Source organism: Actinoplanes sp. NPDC019969, from assembly GCF_055562375.1.
On record NZ_JBVHFK010000014.1, the window covers coordinates 18724 to 38465 of the forward strand.

Sequence of the window (19742 nt, forward strand, 5' to 3'; positions counted from 1 at the left end):
GGGCGTTGTTACAGATTCTTATCGTCATACTGATATTGGGAGTAGCCGGGGTTACCGCTGATCGGGTCCTGGCCGCCATCCGCCGGCGGACCGACGCGCTCCGACGTCGGTTCTGAATGCTGTCCGTACCGGGATGAGGGCTCCAGCGGCTCATCCTCGCGGCGACCGTTCGTGTCCCGGGGGTCCCAGGGCGGGGCGGACCGCTCTCTCCGGCGAGCCATCCGCCGTTGCCACAGGGTGATCAGCACCACCGCAGTGGCACCACCCGGGATCAGCACCCACATCGGCACGACCGTGCCCAAGGGCCTGAGGTTCAACTCCTTCGGGACCAGCATCGCCAAGGCGATCAACAGCGTCAGGCACAGCAACGCGTACAACGCTGGCCGCACGAAAATTCGGTACGCCTGCCGAAACTGCTGCTCGTCGCCTCGTGCGGCGTTGCCCAGGATCTGCAGGAGCTCCCACAGAAGGTCGATCAGCGTCCGGGGGCGTCTCGGCCCCTCCGTCTCCGACTGCGAGCGTTCCCGACCAGGCTCGCCTGCAGTACGGGAAGGACCCGGCGAAGAAGCTGTGCTGTTTTCGCGAGGGCGCGGGAAAGCATCACGGGCTTCGAAGCGATCGTGCAGCGTCACGCGGAGGTCCCCCTTTCACGCTTCGACTGGTCCACGGGATCCCGAGCGGCTCGCAGCCGGGAGGATCTCAGACTTACAAGCTCTGAGCCAGAACCGAGTGGGCGATCGAGTCCAACATGGCGTTGGTCTCCTCAGCTGGCCGAATTCTCTTCTTGAGGTGGGAGAACATATCGATGTGCCGCGCCATCGCGTCGCTGTCCTCCCTGATCACGATGTCGCCATCGGGATTCTCGAAGAACATCATCGTCTCCAGGTTCCGATCATCGAACTCAGCGATCTCGAAGGCGCTCCGCATAGAGGAGTAGGCGCCGAGCTTGAACGGAACGATCTGGATGGAGATGTTCGGATTCAGGTCGGCCTCAATACTCTCTCCCGCAACCCGACGTCCTTTGGTGTTCAGCCTCTTCAGTTGGGCGAACTGAGACTCCATGGCTGCGAATCCCTGATGGCCATCCTCGTTGCCCACCCACCGCCAAAGCGCACTCTCGTCGATGATGAAGTCCATCTTGGGCCCGTCGGGGCCGATCAGCGGAGCGGACCGCTCGAACCGGGCCTCTACGATCCGCTTCGCAGTCTTCTCATCGCGCTCGGTACCCAGTAGACCATCCACGATGCCCGTAGCGTAGTCATCGGTCTGCAATACACCTGGCACGAATTGCGTCTCGTACTGCCGGATGGCGGTCGCATACGCCTCGTATTCGAGCCACTCAGCGAACTCCCTGCTCAGGACGTCGCGATACCGGCTTGCGACAGTCGGCTGCCGGCTGAGCCGCGCGAGGTTGACAAGCTCCTCGGTTCGGCCCATCAGCGCGGGGAACTGCGTTACCAGAGCCCTGAGGTCGGAGGTCTGCACGCCTACCTGCCCGTTCTCGATGCGCATGATCTTCGAGGGTGACCAGTCGAGTTCCTCGGCCACCTCCGCCTGAGTGCGATCGGCATCGAGGCGGGCCTGGCGCAGGATCAGGCGCAACTGGCGCTTCGCCACGGCAGGACCACGTTCCCTCGTAGACATCGCAAGAACTCCTTGTAACAAGATAAAGGCGGTACAGGCTTGTGAGCCAGCAGAGACGGTTGAAATGATCTTGCGACCTCACATGATTGGCATGTCACGCCGAGCATACATCGCAAGAGTGAGCGTCGCTCCCCCCACCCCTTGCGTCTACTTGGCTACCGAATGTGAGGGCGGCACATATTTAGGGTCCGCATGTCTCGCGGCAACCGTCCCCCGCCGTCCTGGCCGTGCCCCGGGTCATCCGCGAGGGCGGCTACAACCAATGCGGCCCGGCGACAGGGTGACGGGCCCGTCCGGGAAGCGACACCTACGCCAACGACGGAGCAGGCCCGGCGGGTCCCCGGCCGACGCGGCGCCCCGCCGAGGGAGCGCCGACCGGCATGGTGAGCGGGCTTGGCGAGCCCTCGGTGATGAGAATCTTCGGTCACCCGTGAGGCGCGCACGTTCCAACCTGCCATCAATCACGCTTCTGGCATGTCTGATGAGCTGGAAGAACCCAAAAATGTCGTACGTTAGTTCGATAATCAATTCAGGCACCGATGCGAAGGGAGGACACCACGTTGGAGCCCACGTCACTGCCGTCGGAGACTCTTAGCTCTAGGATCACCGGCATGCGAGACGACCGTCAGGGGCAGGTAACAGCGCTCGTCGCGCTGCTCCGGCGGCCCGAATCACGCTGGCACGAGATCACGACAGAGGTCTTGACCGAAGGCGACGCCATCGCGGTCCTCGAGCGAACCCTCGGCAGTCAGGACACGCTCTTCCCGGACGACGACGCCGTCACGGCAGCCCTGGACGCCGCCGAACACGACCTCCGGACCTGGCACGCCGACGGCATCGGCGTGCATACCCTCTTCGATCACACCTACCCGGCGCGGCTACGCGACATCCGCGAGATGCCACCACTGGTGTTCACCCGCGGCACCCTGGCCGACGACCGGCGATCGGTCGCGGTCGTCGGCACCCGCCACCCTACCGACCGCGGTGTCGGCATCGCCGAAACGATCGCCACCGCCCTGGCCGAATCCGGTGTCACTGTCGTCTCCGGTCTTGCCCTCGGCATCGACACCGCCGCACACACCGCAGCCCTGCGCGCCGGCGGCCGGACGGTCGCGGTCATCGGCACCGGCGTCAACCGGTACTACCCGGCACCGAACCGTGACCTGCAGCAACGTATTGTCCGTGAAGGCTTGGTGCTCAGCCAGTTCTGGCCCGAGGCGACGCCGACGCGACAGAGCTTCCCGATGCGCAACGCCATCATGAGCGGGTATTCCGCCGCCACCGTCGTCGTCGAAGCCGCCGAGAAGAGTGGCGCCCGCATCCAAGCCCGCCTCGCCCTTCAACACGGCCGGCCCGTCGTCCTCGCCGACTCGCTGCTGGTACACCAGTGGGCCCGCGACTACGCCAGCCGGCCGGGTGTCGTGGTGGTCGGTACCGCGAACGAACTCGTCGCCGCCGTCGAACGCATCGTTCAGCAAATCCCCGCCTCTGACGACGCGCTGGAGGGTCTGCCGCGCCTTGTCAACACTTAGAGACTGGGCGGCCGCGCAGACCGCCGAGATGGAGCTGGTCCACAGGCAGAGCACCTACCTTCGCAACCCGCTCCCCGCCGGGGACGGCATCTGTGCGGTCTGCCGCAGCAGCGCCAGCGAGGGATATCAGATCTGCTACCAGTGCGACCAACATCGCATGGCAGCCCGTGGCCAGCTCGCCGACGTCGTGGTGCCGATCTCCTACGCGGTCAAGAACGCCCAGCACGCCCACAGCCTGATCGTTTACAAGACGGGCCTGCCCTCTGCCGAAGCCAGACTCAAGCTGTCCTCCCTGGCGATCATGTTCATCGGCCACCACTGGGACTGCCTCACCGCCCGTCTTGGCGGACCGTTCACACACCTGGTCACCGTCCCCTCCACCCGGGCGAGGGTGGGACCGCACCCGCTCACCAGCGTGGTGGCCGGTCGCATAGCTCTCCCTACCCTGCACCCCGCCGCCAATCCGCGATACCCCAACGAAGACCGCACGTTCCACCCGGACCGATTCCTCCTGCCGCCGGGCAGCGCCGCCGGCGCGCGGATCCTGCTCATCGACGACACCTGGACCACCGGCAGCCGGGTCCAGTCGCTGGCGTCCGCGCTCAAGCAGGCCGGCGCCGCCGCCGTGGCGGCAGTGATCCTCGGCCGGCACGTGAACCCCGAGTACGGACCCTCCAAGAACCTGGTGGCCCGCCTCCGTACGGCTGCCCCGTTCGACATCACCCGATGCGCACTCGAGGCGACTTCCTAGCGAGACGCGATCGGATGCCTGCGCGCACCAGCTCGTCTGCGGGTAACGGGGGCGACCGTCACCGCTATCGAGGACGCTGGCCGGAACGCACTACCGTCGCGGCCATGTCACCACTCGCCAGCCGTTCCGTCTCGCCGCCAGGGTTCCCGGCCTGTCTGCAGTGTCCCTACCGCCAGCGGGGCCCGATCGAGACCTGTATCGCGTGCGTGCTGACGAGCGTCCCTCCGCTGCCGGACCGGCGATGCGGCGTCTGCGCCCAGGCGGTGGACGGCCAGCCCTGCCGTAACCAGCTCTGCGTGACCTCGCCCTGGAACCGCGGCTTCCAAAAAGTCTCGGCGATCTCGATGCACGCGGGCCCGCTGGCCACGGCGCTCCACGACTACAAGTACGAGGGCGAACGCCGATGGCGGTACGTGTTCGGCCGGCTCCTGCTCGGCTGGCTGGCGGCGAATCACGACACCGCCCGCCACTACGACCTGATCCTTCCCAACCCCTCCTACGCCGGGCGCAACCCCTACCGGCACGTAGAACTCATACTTGATGCCGCGCAGGAGGACGACGAAGACGAGCAGTGGCCGATCTTCCCCCGCGGTCTGGTGAAACATCGGCCCACACCCCGTTCGGCTGGCAGTGACATCGCTACGAAGATCAACCTCGCCGACCAGCACGCGGCCGCGGTGAGAACCACCCGCGACATCTTCGAGGACCTCGGCGGCGCCCGCGTGCTGCTCATCGACGACGTCTTCACCACTGGCGCGCAGTTGGACGCAGACGGGCGCCGACTTTACGAGTGGGGCGTCGAACGGGTCGACGGGCTGGTCCTCGCCCGACAGCCCTGGCGGTGAAAGCACCAAGATCCAGCAGCTCACACCATGGCCTGCCCGGCGGGCGATCGGCGGAACCCCGCACCGCCGATCGCCCGCCCTGCGATATTTGATCTCGTGAGTGACCTGGTGGCCCGGGCTAAGGGCAAGCTGCTCATTCGGGGGCACTCACTGCAGCCGGTGGCCTGTGAGGTGAGCAAAGCTGCCATCGAGATGGCCGCCGCTGCCCAGGAAGGCACACCGCGCCAATTGGTCGAGTACCCCGAGGCGCTCGTTCGCATCGATGACTGCAGGGCGCTGCCCTGGCCGCCTGCCACTCGCGGTATTTTGCGGCTTTTATCCCCGCTGGTGTTCTTGCGGCGGCGTCGACCTGCGGATTTGCGGGAACGCGGCGGGTTAGACGGTGGTGGATCCGGGCCCGGGGGGTGCCAGAGCGCGTCGCTGGTTCTTTCGGGCGATCTTGCCGCAGGCGCGGCGGGCGGTGGTGAGGATCAGTCGGGCGGTGGCTTCGGCGGCCTGGTGGTGGGTGGCGGGGAGCACGCTGGTGTAGGTGTCGGCGGTCAGCACGATGCTGGCATGGCCGAGTTGGGCCTGGACGGTTTTGAGGTCGGCGCCGGCGGCGTGGGCGAGGCTGGCGGCACCGTGCCGGAGGTCGTACAGCCGAACCGGCGGGAGGCCGGTGGTGCCGGCGAGGTAGTGCAGTCGGTGAGTGAGGTAGTTCGGATGATAGGGCCGCCCGTCCGGCCGGGTGAACACGTAACCGCATTCCAGCCAGCGGCGGCCGGCGATGAGGTACGCGGCTCGTTGCCGGCGTAGGTGGGCGCGTAGGACGGTGACGGTCTGCCGGTCGAGGGCGATGGTGCGGCGGCTAGCCGCGGACTTGGGTGGACCCTCGATGATCTGGTAGCCGACGGTGGTGCGCTGGGTAGTGATGGTGAGCTGCCGGTTGTCGAGGTCGATGTCGCTCCACCACAGCCCGCCGGCCTCGCCACGTCGCAGTCCGCGGAGCGCGATCAGCCACCACAGCGGGTAGAGCGGGTCGTCGGCGGCGTTGGTGAGGAACTCGGTGAGCTGCTCGGTGGTCCAGACCGCTACGGCGGGCCGGGTGCCGTCGGTCTTCCACTGGGCGACCCGGCTGTCGGTCCAGACGACGGCGTGGGGCCGGCGGGCGGGTGGCATCTCGACGTGCCGGGCGGGGTTGGCGGTGAGCAGGCCTTCGCGGATGGCGGCGTTGTAGGCAGCGCGCAAGGTCGCCTGGATGCGCTGGAGGGTCGCCGTCGAACGCGGCTGGCCGGTGTGGGGTGGCGCCGGCGGCGAGTTCGGTGAACAGGGCGGTGAGGTGGCGGCTGGTCAGCTCGTTGAGCCGGAGGGCGCCGATGCCGGGGATGAGGTAGGCGTCGACGTGGTGGGTGTAGACCCGTAGCGTGGTGGGCCGGATGGAGCGGCGGGTGGTGAGCCAGTACCGCAGCCATTGCGCGACGGTCTAGGGTGCGGCCGGTGTGCTCCTCCTGCGACTCGGACAGAGTCTGGGTGCATGCCTGGCGGGCGGCGGTCTGGGAGGTAAGCCCGCCGCGGCTGATCTGTGTCGGCTTGACCCAGAGGTCGCGGACGTAGCAGCGGAAGTACCAGTTGCTGTGGCCGCGTTCGGCGAGCCGGGCACAGTGGCGTAGTAGCCGCTTCCCGGCCGACGTGTCGCGGCAGCCGCATCGCTTGAAGCTTCCTGGTGTGGGCACCGTAACTTCCCGAGTCGTTGTCCTACTAACACGGTCGGCACCCTGGTGCGTGAACGCTATCGCCGTCAGGGGCGATGGTCGGCGTTGCCTCGTTGGCATGGTCGCCATCAAGTGTCGTCGTGTACATAAAGGCTTCTCGATCTTGAAGCCGGGTTCAGGGCGTCGCTGTGCATGCATCGCCGGCTATCGGAATCTGCCGGTGCAGCGTGTGAGGCAGTGGTGGGCGATCGTTGCTCTGAGCAGCGCGTTGTGTTCGTTGAGTGAAAGTTTGCTTTACATCCGCGATCTTGCATGCCTAAGGTCATCGATCTACGGGGTGTTCTACGGCTTGCGGGGGATCGACGGTGGCTGCTGTCCGAATGCGGGTTTCGCGGCGTCTGGCACAGCTGTGCGCTGTGGCTTTGGTGGTCACCGGGCTGGAAGTGATCAGCTCCTCGCCGCCGCCGGCAGCGGCTGCGCCTCCACCGGCGTGTGTACCGGAGCAGGCGTCCGAAGCTGCCGCGCAGCAGACGGCGAAGGCGTGTAACCGGTCTGTCGAGGTCGTGTCGGCACGCACTGAGTATTCGCGGGTGTTCGCTAACGCTGATGGCACTCGTTCGCTGGAGCAGAGTGTCGAGCCGCAGCGGGTGCGGCAGGGTAACTCCTGGGTGCCGGTGGACACCGCTTTGAAATGGGCGGCGGCGGGTGTGGTGCCGAAGGCTGCGGTGCTGCCGATGACTTTCTCTGGTGGCGGTGACAGCCTGGTGGGCCGATTGGGCGACGGGTCGCGGCAGTTGGCGATGCGATGGCCGGAGAAGCTCCCGAAGCCACAGCTCAAGGGGGACACCGCGGTCTACCCGGATGTGCTTCCGGACGTGGACCTCCGGGTGACCGCGACAGCGACCGGGTTTTCCGAGGTTCTTGTGGTGCGCACGCGCAAAGCGGCCGCGAATCCGAAGCTGGCTGAGCTCCGGTTCGGTTTGGAAGCCAAGGGTGTGACGGTTCGCAAGAGCCCGGCTGGTGGTCTCAGGGTTCAGGATGGTTCCGGGGCGGAGGTGTTCACCGCGCCGGCGCCGTTGATGTGGGATTCGTCCGCGTCGGTGGAGTCCCAGGCCGTTGCCCCTGGCGGCTCTGCGCCCGAAGAGCGGCCGGGAACCCCGGATGCGTCAGGCAAGGAAACTTCTGGCGAGCGGGTCCGCCGGGCGGTGATGCCGGTCAAGCTGCAGAACGGCTCGGTGACATTGACGACGGATAAGGCGATGTTGTCCGATCCGCGTACCGAGTTTCCCGTATTCATCGATCCGGCGGTGACCGGGTCGTTGTCGGGTAATGCCTGGACGTCGGTGTGGAGCAAGTATCCGACGAAGTCGTTCTGGCAGAACACGACGGCGCTGACCGACGGCACGATCACGGGCGCGGCGGGGGTGGGGCGCACGGAGGACTGCGTCGGCTGCCCGGATCACATCATCCGATCGTTCTTCCGGATGGACACTACCGCCGTCAAGGGTGCTGTCATCAGTGCCGAGTTCCGCATCGAGCAGCGGTGGTCGTGGACGTGTAACCCGAAGAGCAACGCGAAGGTGTGGAGGACCGGCGAGATCTCGTCGGCGACGACCTGGAAGAACCAGCCGGCCTTCTCCGCCAAGAGCGCACAGGTTCTTGCTAATCATAAGTACGGCTCGGTCCATGGATGCGATGGCCCCGGCACCATCGAGTTCGATGTGACCAGCATGGTCAGCGACTCCGATAACACCGTGACACTGGGCATGCGCGCCATCGACGAGTCCACCCTGACCCATTGGAAGCGCTACAAGCCGTCCTCCGCGCGGCTTGCGGTCACCTTCAACCGGGCGCCCTACCAGCTCAAGGATCAGATAACAGCTGGCAACAAGCCGTGTATCACCGGCGCTAACCGCCCGTATGTAACGACTAAGACCGGTGTCACTCTGGGCGGGACGCAACAGGATCCGGACGGCGGCGGGCAGAAGCCGACTACGTACTTCTACTGGTGGCAGGGCGCTCCGAACTACAACAGCGTGTTGTCGCAGTCGGCAGGTAACCCGTCATCGGTGAGGGTCGCGCTTCCCACACTCACCGATGGCGCTACCTACGGTTGGCGGGCGAAGACCGTCGACACGCCTGGTGAGAGATTCGCGATGACGACCTGGTCGCAGAAGACGTGCGAATTCACCGTCGATGCGACCCCACCGCCGGCACCCGGCGCAGTGACCTCCACCGACTACTCGTCAACCACGCCGAGCGGTGGAGTCGGGTACCCCGGCACCTTCAACATCGCCGCCCCAGTCCTGACCGGCGTCCCCGCCGACGAAGCGCTCAAACGCAAGAAGGACATCGCCTCCTACGCGTGGACCATGGACGGCGGTATCAAGTCCAGCGCTGGCACCGTACCGGTCAACACCACTGACTTCACCGGGCAGATCCCGTGGACACCGATAGCCGACGGTATTCATAAGCTGCGGGTCTGGGCGAAAGACCGGGCAGGCAACATGTCCAGCGAGGTCACCTACACGTTCACCGTGCTACACGGCTCCGGCCCAGCGGGGCACTGGGACTTCGACGAAACCACGAACCCCGCCACGGCAGTCGATGTCACCGGACATGGCAACACGGCCACTCTTAGCGGAGCCACCCGCGTCCCGGGCCGCGGTAACGATGGCAGCGCGCTGTCGCTCGACGGCACCAGCGGGTACGCGGCGACCAGCGGCCCGGTCACCTTCCCGAACGTCACCACAGGCACCCCCGTCGCGGTTCGTACGAACGCTAGTTTTACCGTCACCGCCCGCGTCAAACTTGCTTCCACCGCAACCGGCACGGGGCACAACATCGCGGTCGCGGCCAGCGGAAGCCGCGTGTCCGCCTACACACTCGGCCATACCCAGAGTGACGGCAAATGGCGCTTCACGATGGCCACCTCGGACGCCGATAATGCGACGGTCGTCTCGGCGGTCTCCAGCGCCGTGGCAGTCGCGGACAAATGGACCCACCTGACCGGCGTCTACGACGCGACCACCAAGAAGCTGACCCTCTACGTCAACGCGGTACCACAGACAGCGACCGCGACCCTGACCGGCGGGTTCAACGCCACCGGCCCCGTCACCATCGGCAAACGCAAGTGGAACGGCACCGACAACGGCTTCTTCAAGGGCGAAATCGACGACGTGCAAGTCTACGGCACCGTCGCGAAAAACCAGTCGATCGGTGACCAGGCCAAATCCCTCCCGCCGGCGATCTCCTTCCCCAACGGCACCGACGTCTCGGTGGGCAACACGCTGAAGGTCGTCTTCGACGCCGAGGGCGACACGAACGTCCTCAAGTTCCAGTACAGCATCGACAGCGGCGACCTGGTCACCATCAGCCCCGACAAGCCCGGCGGTACCAAGACGGAGAACATCAACGTCGGTACCGCGAGAGGGGACCGGCAACTGTTCGTCGTCGCCCTTGACGCGCTGCGCAGCGGCTGGAAGGACCAGCGAACATTCCGGGTCGTGTCGGTGGCCAGCCTGTTCGGCCCAGTGACCGACGAGGGCGGACTTCCCCTCGAAGGCGCGACGGTCACGTTGAAACCTGGTGATTACACCGCTACCACGGACGCCAACGGCCTCTACACGTTCCCTGAGATCCCAGCGAACACTTACACGGTGCGTGCCAGGTATGGCGGCCGGTGCGGTATGGCCGGCAGTCAAGCCTTCCCGGTCACCCAGTACGGCCTCGAATTACAACTGACGGTCTTCCCGAATCTCAGCGGGGCCGGACACCTCTGTCGCGAACGCACCGCACCATTCGTCACCGGCACCAAGGTCTTGCCGGTGACCGGTGATACCGCGGTCACCAAGGTCAGTCTGCCGTTCGCGTTCCCCTTCTTTGGCCAGGCAGCCCGCGAGGTGTGCGTCGACACGAACGGCTTGATCACCGTCACCGACACCTGCGTCGCCTACCCGTACACCGGCACCGAGGAACTCGGAGCGATAGCCGAACAGAATGGAGCCATCGCCCCGTTCTGGGACGACCTGGTCGTTGACTCTGCGGCGAACGTGCGAACCGCCACCATAGGGCTCGCAAACGCCCGGGAGATGGTGATCGAGTGGAACAACGTGCACCGCAAGGGCAACACCAGCCAGCGGCTCAGCTTCTCCGTCACCCTCGACATGGACGGCGTGATCACCACCAACTACACCGGCCTCGACAACGCCGCTGAGCAAGGCGCCAACGCCATCGTCGGCATCGAATCACCAGGCGGCGACGACGGGCTCACCTACTCCAACAAGGAAGCCGCGCTCACCAACGGCACAGCGATCATGTTCACCAACCCGAACGCCAGCCCCCTCGACCTGCACAACCTCACCGGCAAACTCACCGACGGCGCGGGTAAGGCGGTTGCCGGCGCGGCAGTGACAGTCGACCCGACTGGGCTGAGCACCACCACAGGCGCCGACGGCAGCTACACCTTCCTGGGCCTGGTCGCCGACAGCTACACCATCACCAGCAAACAAGGCGGCCCCTGCGGGCCCAAGGCGGAAACCAACATTGACTTGACCGCCGACACCGCCCGAGACCTGCAACTCGGACCTGACTACGGGACTGTCGGATACACGTGTGCGGTCGGCCCCTCCGGCTATGTGCCAGCTGACACAGTGCTGCCGCTGACAGGCGACGAAGCGAGCACCGCAGTCGGTCTCCCGTTCCCGATGACCTACCACGGTAAGGCGCACAGCAATATCTGGGTCAGCACGGACGGCTTCATCCGCATGGGCGACACCGGCGGATGGCTCGACGTCTTCGAAGACGATCTCCTCGTCGATCAGAATGCCAGCATCCGCACCAAATTATCCGGCACTGCACCCAACCGGACCTTCATCATCGAGTGGCGCAACGTCGCGTTCTCTGCTGACTCGAGTCAGCGAACCACCTTCGAGGTGATGCTGCACGAGGACGGCCGGTTCGCGTACCACTACACCGATATGCCCACCGACCTACACCGTGGCAGCGGAGCATTGGTGGGGATCTACGCGGCTAGAGATCTGACCCATATGTTCTCCACCAACCAACGGGCGCTTGAGCCGCACACATCGATCACCTACACACAGGCACCCCGCGGCGCCATCAGCGGCGTGCTCACCGAGGCCGAAACCACCCAGCCGGTCCCCGGCGCCGTGATCACGCTCAATCCCGGCGGCCGCCGTACCGCCACCGCAGCCGACGGAAGCTACCGATTCGCCGATGTACCCGTCGGAGAGTATCGAGTCGCGCTCTCAACGGAAGACGACCGATGCCTTGGCCAGTACGCCGCAGCAACGCTGTACAAGAGCGGCAGCGACCAACAAGCAGACCTGACCCTCACCGACGGCGACCCCTTCTATCGCTGCACCACCAGCGTACGCGCCTACCAGCCGGCTGACACGGTGCACGACTGGGCCGGCGACGACGCATCCTGGCGCACCAAAACCCCTTTCCCCATTCACCTGTACGGCGCCACTGCGACTACCGTTTGGATCAGCAGCAACGGGTTCGTGTCGTTCAGCCCCGTAGGGGCAACCGACTCCCAACCCGTCCCGATCCCCGTCACCGGTTGGGAAACACCGGACAGCGCCGTCTATGCATTCTGGGATGACTGGGTCGTCGATGAGCACGCGGCAATCGCCACCAAGGTATCCGGCGCCGCCCCGAACCGACAATGGATCGTGGAATGGCGCAACGTCCACCGCTACGGCCAGGAATCACAGCGTATCTCCTTCGAAGTGATCTTCGCCGAAGCCGGCGATATCACCCTGAACTACGACGGCATCGACCCATCCAACGCCGCCGAACGAGGGGGATCGGCAACCGTCGGGATCGAAAACTCCGACGGCACCACCGGCTACCAGCACATGTACAAGATCGAGTCGCTGACCGATGGGCTCAGCGTCAACCTGACACTCGATGTTCCGGCTATGAGCCCCATCCGCGGGGAGGTCTCGTGCCTTGGCAGACCGGTTCCTGAAGCCCTGATCACGGCCGCCGGTCAAACGGCAGTCACCGATGCCAGCGGCGCCTACTGGATCGACGCAGTCCCGACCGGCACCACGACCGTCATCGCGACCATCACCGAAGGCGACTGCAGGCGATCCCTCACCCAAGGGGTACTCGTCGGCAGGCAACCCGCAGTAGCCGACTTCCAGGTCGAACCGCCGGAAAAGGGTGTGCAATTCGGCTACACGATGACCGAGGTCGAATCCGAGTACGTGCCAGTCGACGCGACTTCAGTACTCCCTATAACACAAAGCGAATCGTCCCAGGTTGTCGAGCTTCCGTTCACCGTCGACCTGTACAGCTTCTCCGGCGACTGGGCGGAAGTTAAGGCTAGCGGCGGGCTCGGCTTTGAAGTCGCCAGCCTCTACCCGTTCCTGGACAACTGGACCGTGGATACCGAGTCCAGCATCAGAACCACCACACGCGGTGCTGCTCCCAATCGAGATTTCGTCGTCGAGTGGCATAACGTCCGCCATCTCGAGGACCCAGACACCAGAGTCACCTTCCAAGCGATCCTTCACGAGGCCGGCGGATTCACCTTCCTATACCCCGATAACGGTGAGTCGTTCATCAACCGCGGCGGCTCTGGCGAAGTCATCGTGCACGGCGGATGGGGCGAAGCGGAAATCCGCTATAGCTACCGGCAACCAGTCCTTCGCCCCGGCCTCGCCCTACGTATCGACAGGGTCCAAGCATGACCTCGACCGAGCAGCCCCACCGACCGTTCACTCCACGGAAGAACGAGATGACCTCGCCGAAACCCGTAGGCCGCCCCGTTAGGGCAAGACTGGTGGCAAAGTCGCGTACTGCCATCGCAGCCACTCTCACTGCCGTTCTGATTTTTGGGCTCGGCCATGCTCCTGCCATGGCGGCCGAGCCAGTGCCCTACAAAGCCGAGGCATCGAAACCGGTATCGAAAGTGCCAGTCAAGGCCGTCCCCATCGCCCCTGCACCCAAGGCCAAAGAACTCCCGCCGGCCTCAGCGCGGCCCGCCCCGGCATGGCCCAAGGCAGCCGCCGAGATCATCAATGTTCCCGCTCCTGGCAGCCAACCCAAGCAAGCCGACGTCATGCCCGTACGCATCGAGCAGCCCGCGAAAGCGGCGGCTGCCCGATCTGCCAAACCGGCACCGTCACGGGTACTAGTGGAGATGCTGGACCGCAAGGCCACCGAACGCGCCGGAGTCCAGGGTGTCCTGATGCGCCTGGGCCGAGCCGACGGCATCACCGAAGCCAGCACCACCAAGGTCACCCTCGACTACCGGGCGTTTGAGACGGCCTACGGCGCCGACTGGAGCAGCCGCCTGCGCCTGGTCACTCTGCCCGGCTGTGCCCTGACCACACCGCAGCACAGCGGCTGCGAGAGCACACCTTTGGCCACCGACAACGACATCACCGCCCGCACCCTGACCGCCGAGGTCCCTCTCGCCAGCACCTCCACCCTGGTAGCCGCAACAGCAGCGCCATCAGGGCCAACCGGCAACTACGCCGCGACCGCACTGAACGCATCATCGACCTGGAACGCGGGCGGTAACTCCGGTGACTTCACCTGGAGCTACCCCATGAAAGTCCCGCCGTCGCTCGGAGGGCCCGGCCCTCAGCTGCAGTTGTCGTACTCGGCACAGTCGGTCGACGGCCGTCACGCCGCCTCGAACAACCAGCCCTCACGGGTCGGTGAAGGCTTCGAAGAGCCTGCTGGCGGCTTCATCGAACGCCGCTACGTGCCCTGCTCTGAGGACATGAGTGACACGTCCAACAATAAGGAGAAGACCGGCGACTTGTGCTGGGAGACTGACAATGCCACCCTGTCGCTGGCCGGGCACTCTGGTGAACTGATCTATAACGCCACCGAAAAACTTTGGCACTTGCGCGGCGATGATGGCAGCCGCATCGTGCGTAACCCCGTCGCGCCCACGAACCTCAAAGCCGTTAATGGAGACGACAACGGCGAATATTGGGTTCTGACGACTACCGACGGCACCCAGTATTGGTTCGGTATCAACCGGCTACCCGGGTGGACCACCAACAAGCCCCTGACCAACTCAGTGCTGACCGCCCCGGTGTTCGGCAATGACCCCGGGGAACCGTGCTACGCCACCGCGTTCGCGGACTCCGACTGCACCCAGGCCTGGCGCTGGAATCTCGACTACGTCGTCGATCCGCTCGGCAATTCAATGTCGTACTGGTACGAGAAGTTCACCAACAAGTACAGCCGCAATCTTGACAAGGCCGACGCTGCCTCTTACGACCGCGAGGCTGTCCTTGACCGTATTGACTACGGCACCCGCCGCAGCGGTGGCATCGACTCGGTGCACAAGACGCTCGCTCCGATGCGCGTCGACCTCACCTACGCTGGCCGTTGCCTGAGTGACTGCGACACCCACGACGCCACACGCTGGCCGGACGTGCCGTGGGACTTCGAATGTACGGCCACCACGTGCGGGGATAAGTACTCACCTACATTCTGGTCGACCAAACGGCTGGCCACCGTCACCACCCAAATCAAAGAAGACAGTGGCTACAGCAACGTCGACCGGTGGACCCTGACACCTGACTTTCTCGACCCAGGCGATGGCACGCGGGCCGGCCTGTGGCTCAAGAAACTTTCGCATACAGGGCTCGCTGGCGGCACCATCGCCACACCCGACGTCGAGTTCACAGCGGTGCAGAAGGCGAACCGAGTTGACGTCACCGGTGACTTCGCGGCCGCGATGAACTGGATGCGCATTGCCCGTATCCGCACCGAGTCCGGCGGCTCCATCAGCGTCAACTACTCCGAGCAGGACTGTAAGCCCGGTAGGCTGCCGACTCCGGAGACCAACACCAGTCTCTGTTACCCGGTGAGATGGGTCCCCGAAGGGAAGAAAGGGCCGGTCACTGACTGGTTCAACAAGTACGTGGTCACCAGCATCTACGAGAACGACAACACTGGTGGCCAACCGCCGATGGGAAGCCCACGCAAGGCCTACAGTTATACCTACCTCGATGGTGCAGCTTGGCATTACAGCGATGACGACGGCCTGACAAAGAAGAATTACAAAACCTGGTCAAGCTACCGCGGCTTCGGCAGGGTCGGCGTCACCGTCGGCGACCCCGGCGAGTCGACCTACACGGAGACCCGTTACTTCCGCGGTATGAACGGCGACCGGCCTAAAGCTGCGGACGACATCAAGCCGCCGGTGACCATCGACGGGATCGCCGACGAGGATTGGTTCGCTGGTCAAACCCGGGAATCGATCATCTATGCCAACGGCCCGAACAGTGCCGTGCTTTCCAGAACCCGCTACACGCCATGGGCGTCCGCACCTACTGCCACCCGAACGATCAACGGCGACATCGTGACATCACGGTTCACCGGCGTCGCCACAACGGTCAATCACGTCACGCTGGACAACGGCCGCGGCGAACGCATCACTAAATCCGTCAATACGTTCGACGACTATGGCATGGTCACGCAGGTCGATGACCTCGGCCAGGACGGCGTTGACGGCGACGAGCAATGCGTGCAAACCGATCGCACACCACGCAATATCACCTCGTGGATTATAAACCGGGTACACGCGGTCAAGTCGTACGCGGTCAAATGCACCGCCACCAGTACCGTCACGGAAGCGCAGGTCATCGGGGAAACTCGTACACACTTTGATAAACAGGCCTACAAGGCTGCCCCAAAGCAAGGCATACCCACAGTAACCCAGGAGATTTCCTCCTGGAACGACGGGACTCCGACCTTCGTCACTACCGGTCAAATCGCTTATGACGTACACGGCCGCCCTACCACCGTCACCGATGCCCGGGGTTATGCGACGACCACAACATACACGCCCGCGAGCGACAGCCCGGTCACCTCGACGTCGACGATCAACTATCTCGAGCACACGTCGACAGCGACGGTCAACCCAGCTACTGGTGCGGTCCTCTCTACTATCGATGCGAATGGCAAACGGACCGACACGGATTTCGACGCGCTCGGACGTTTGACTGCGGTGTGGTATCCGGGGCGTGCCAAGGGAACCGACAGCCCCCACGTCAAGTACGGCTACGACATCAACACCACGACCCCGTCGGTGGTCACCACCTCGGCACTCAACAACGCCGGCGCATACATCACCTCCTACACGCTTTACGACGGGCTGCTAAGGCCGCGCCAGACGCAGTCACCGTCACCGTCACCGTCTGGCGGCCGCGTCATCACCGAGACCTTCTACGACACTGCCGGCCGGCAGATTCTTAAGTACGGCGAGTACCACGCGGACGGCAACCCCGGCGGAACCCTGCTCACTAGTGCCGACCAGGCGTTCGTGCCGAACCAGACCCGAACCCTCTACGACAGCGCTGGCCGTACTGTCGCCAGCGTGTTCCAGCCTTACGGCAAAGAACGTTGGCGGACCACCACCGCCTACGGCGGTGACCGCACCGACATCACCCCACCCGCCGGCGGCACCGCAACCTCAACAGTGGCCGATTCGCGCGGTCGCACCATCGAACTACGCCAGTACCACGGGGTCACCCCCACGCCACACACCGCAGACAGCTGGGACAGCACCGAATACAAGTACAACGCACGCGGCAACCGAACCCAGCTTATCGACCACCTCGACAACACATGGACCACAACATACGACCTCCGAGGCCGCCAGATCGAGGTGGACGATCCCGACCGTGGAACCACCAAATTCACCTACGACAACGCCGGTAACGTCCTGACCACAACAGACGCCCGCGGTAAGAAAATCGTCTATACATACGACTCCCTCAACCGCAGGACCAATGCCTACGACAACCAAGTGGGCGGGTTCCTCCGCGCCCAGTGGATCTACGACACGGTCGCCAAGGGCTACCTCTCGACCTCGACCAGGTTCACGGGCTCCGCCGCCTACCAGACCCGGATTCTCGACTACAACGATCGCTACCAGCCCGGTAACACCGAAATCGTCATTCCCGACACCGAGACCGGCCTCGGCGGCATCTACCACTACAACACCACCTACAACACCGACGGCACCGTCGCATCGTCCAGCATCCCCGGCACCAACACCGGCCTTCAGCCCGAAACCCTGACCCACGCCTACAACGCGTTCGGTCAGCCGACCACAGTCAACAGCCTCTACGGCAGCACCGAGCAGCCCTACGTCACCGACACCGACTACAACGCACTTGGCCAACTCGACCAGGTCAAGCTTCACACCGGAAGTGGCGAAGGCGGACGCGTCTACACCAAATACACGCGCGAACTCGAAACCGGCCGACTCACCGGCATCCGCACCGACCGCGATTCAGTCGCCCCCTACGTTCTCGCCGACACCACCTACAAGTACGACGACGTCGGCAATATCACCAAGATTGCCGACTCCGCTCCTGCAGACGTCGATGACACGCAATGCTTTCGCCACGACTACCTAGCCCGGCTCACGGCGGCGTGGACACCCGCAAACGGCGACTGCGACGCCGAGCCCGCCACCGAGGCACTCGGTGGACCCGCGCCGTACTGGCAGACCTGGAAGATCAACGCCACCGGCAACCGCACCGAAGAGAGCACCTACACCACCACAGGCGAAATCCTCACTACCGCCTACCACTATCCCAACCCGGGCAGCACCACCGAGCCGCCGCATGCGGTTACCAGCACCACGGGCGCCCATACCGGCACCTATACCTACGATGCCGCCGGTAATACCCTCACCAGGCCTACCGAGTCTGCAGGCACCCAGACCCTGACCTGGGACCCTGAAGGTCACCTCAGCACTGTCACCGACAACACCGGCACTACCACCTACATCTACGACGCCGACGGCAATCGCCTCATCCAACGCGACTCCACCGGCCACACCCTCTACCTGCCCGGCCAAGAAATCCGCTACACAACTAGTACCGGCGCCACCATCTGCACTCGGTACTACAGCCACGCTGGTGCCGCGATCGGCTCCCGCACCAGCGCCGGCCTCACCTGGCTGTCATCGGACCACCAAGGCACGGCCGGCCTCGCCATCAACGCCGCCACCCAACAGGTCACCACCCGCCGACAGACCCCATACGGGACACCCCGCGGCGTCACCCCTGACATATGGCCTAACACCCACGGCTACGTCGGCGGCACCAAGGACAACACCGGACTGACCCACCTCGGCGCCCGCGAATATGACGCCATTGCTGGCCGTTTCATTTCTGTTGATCCGCTGCAGGACCTCGCCGATCCGCAGCATTGGAACGGCTACTCATACGCAAACAATTCTCCGGCCACTCTTTCCGACCCCGACGGGCGAATTCCTGTCTGGGAAGGGAACCCACTCCAGGAAAAGAAAGCTCTCGACGAGTTGGGGCAGAAACAGGTCCAAGTCGACGGGAAGTGGGTCTATCAGGACAAGCCGGCGGGCGGTGGTATATCAGCTCCCAAGGGGTCCTGGATGGAGTATTACGCAAATAACGTTAAGAAAAAGCCGACTACCGGCGGATTTTCACCAACATATGGATACGGGATTACGGATGAGACGATGTTCGGTGCAGCGGCAGTTTATGACGAGAAAGGCAACATGATCGCCGCCGATACCAACTTCCGCAGCGGCGGCGGACTACTGCCCGGCGAGACGGCTCGGAACCACCAGCACCTCGATGTTCGGGTACTTCGATGGTACCTCTCAAAGGGGCTGATCAAGCAGGGGTACACGTTGCGTATCGTTTTGGGTGAGGAAGGAAGAACCGCTTGCGGCAACTGCTTTTCCGCAATCAGGGCTGCAAGCGACAAGTACGGTATGAAGGTACTGATCGAGTCGCCAGGGACTCATGAAGTGATCGGCGAGAAGCATTCCTCGGCGCAGCTCAAAGGCGAAGCCGTTAAGCCTCGCGCCGGTTTTAGGGGGTCGCCGTCGCTGATGGGTCCAGAACCTCCTCCTGCCGGCCGTAATATCACCCAGTACGAGGGCGCGAACCGTGCGGGCAATGGAGCGAAGGTGGCTGGAACGATGGGCGCGATTGGTTTTGGTGCCGACATGTACTTCCTATGGCGCTACGGACCGTGTGCGCTGGTGGCGGCTCCGACACCTGCCTGTTCGGGATTGTTCTCAAGTCGCGAAACCGGAATCTCCGATGCCTGATGTCCTGCCAAGTGGCGCCCGACCCAGTGCCTAGACTAATCTAGGCGACGATCGGAGCTGAATAACGACTGTTAGGGCGGCTGGTATGCCGGAGCGTACTGAAATGGTAGATGCTGTCGACTGGGCCTCGTTGACCAACGTGTCCGCATCCCGTTACGAGAT

9 protein-coding genes and 1 pseudogene are annotated in these 19742 nt (G+C 64.3%); 6 read left to right on the forward strand and 4 right to left on the reverse strand.

What is annotated here, in order from left to right; translation table 11 throughout:
* Positions 1-8: 8 nt before the first annotated feature.
* Both ACZ3II_RS34840 and ACZ3II_RS34845 read right to left on the reverse strand, forming a co-directional pair.
* A complete protein-coding gene (locus tag ACZ3II_RS34840; RefSeq protein WP_465523418.1) occupies positions 9-632 on the reverse strand; it encodes a hypothetical protein in 624 nt (207 codons plus the stop codon).
* 73 nt (positions 633-705) lie between these two features.
* Entirely contained in the window at positions 706-1617 is a 912-nt protein-coding gene (locus ACZ3II_RS34845; protein WP_465523420.1) for a helix-turn-helix domain-containing protein, read from the reverse strand.
* Between the two features lie 638 nt (positions 1618-2255).
* Between ACZ3II_RS34845 and ACZ3II_RS34850 the strand changes: the two genes are divergently transcribed.
* The 3 genes from ACZ3II_RS34850 (at position 2256) to ACZ3II_RS34860 (ending at position 4772) form a co-directional block, all read left to right on the forward strand.
* The gene (locus ACZ3II_RS34850; protein WP_465523422.1) at positions 2256-3176 is read left to right on the forward strand and encodes a DNA-processing protein DprA; all 921 of its coding nucleotides are present in this window, start codon (positions 2256-2258) and stop codon (positions 3174-3176) included.
* Positions 3163-3927: a phosphoribosyltransferase gene (locus ACZ3II_RS34855; RefSeq protein ID WP_465523424.1), complete on the forward strand. Its 765-nt coding sequence runs from the start codon at positions 3163-3165 to the stop codon at positions 3925-3927. Before ACZ3II_RS34850 ends, ACZ3II_RS34855 begins: the two co-directional genes overlap by 14 nt.
* A gap of 296 nt (positions 3928-4223) precedes the next feature.
* Positions 4224-4772: a ComF family protein gene (locus ACZ3II_RS34860; protein ID WP_465523426.1), complete on the forward strand. Its 549-nt coding sequence runs from the start codon at positions 4224-4226 to the stop codon at positions 4770-4772.
* Positions 4773-5147: 375 nt separating this feature from the next.
* Here the strand turns inward: ACZ3II_RS34860 and ACZ3II_RS34865 are convergent, their stop codons facing one another.
* Entirely contained in the window at positions 5148-5999 is an 852-nt protein-coding gene (locus ACZ3II_RS34865; protein WP_465523428.1) for a tyrosine-type recombinase/integrase, read from the reverse strand.
* A gap of 10 nt (positions 6000-6009) precedes the next feature.
* Here ACZ3II_RS34865 and ACZ3II_RS34870 point away from each other — a divergent pair, with 10 nt between their 5' ends.
* Positions 6010-6174, forward strand: a complete 165-nt coding sequence (locus tag ACZ3II_RS34870) for a hypothetical protein (RefSeq protein WP_465523430.1) — start codon at positions 6010-6012, stop codon at positions 6172-6174.
* Here ACZ3II_RS34870 and ACZ3II_RS34875 read toward each other — a convergent pair.
* Positions 6133-6219, reverse strand: a pseudogene (locus ACZ3II_RS34875) (hypothetical protein); the annotation flags it as partial. The gene ACZ3II_RS34870 and the pseudogene ACZ3II_RS34875 sit on opposite strands and share 42 nt — an antisense overlap.
* Positions 6220-6879: 660 nt before the next feature.
* Between ACZ3II_RS34875 and ACZ3II_RS34880 the strand changes: the two are divergent.
* On the forward strand, positions 6880-13188 hold the full coding sequence (locus ACZ3II_RS34880) for a carboxypeptidase regulatory-like domain-containing protein (RefSeq protein ID WP_465523432.1): 6309 nt from the start codon (positions 6880-6882) through the stop codon (positions 13186-13188).
* Positions 13185-19580 carry an RHS repeat domain-containing protein gene (locus tag ACZ3II_RS34885; RefSeq protein ID WP_465523434.1) on the forward strand — a complete coding sequence of 2132 codons (6396 nt, stop codon included), beginning with the start codon at positions 13185-13187 and terminating at the stop codon, positions 19578-19580. Before ACZ3II_RS34880 ends, ACZ3II_RS34885 begins: the two co-directional genes overlap by 4 nt.
* Positions 19581-19742: the final 162 nt, after the last annotated feature.

Bases quoted from the DNA above. Each gene is read 5' to 3' on its own strand.
- ACZ3II_RS34885 (WP_465523434.1), top strand. From the start codon at position 13,185: ATGACCTCGACCGAGCAGCCCCACCGACCGTTCACTCCACGGAAGAAC.
- ACZ3II_RS34850 (WP_465523422.1), top strand. From the start codon at position 2,256: ATGCGAGACGACCGTCAGGGGCAGGTAACAGCGCTCGTCGCGCTGCTC.
- ACZ3II_RS34870 (WP_465523430.1), top strand. From the start codon at position 6,010: ATGCGCTGGAGGGTCGCCGTCGAACGCGGCTGGCCGGTGTGGGGTGGC.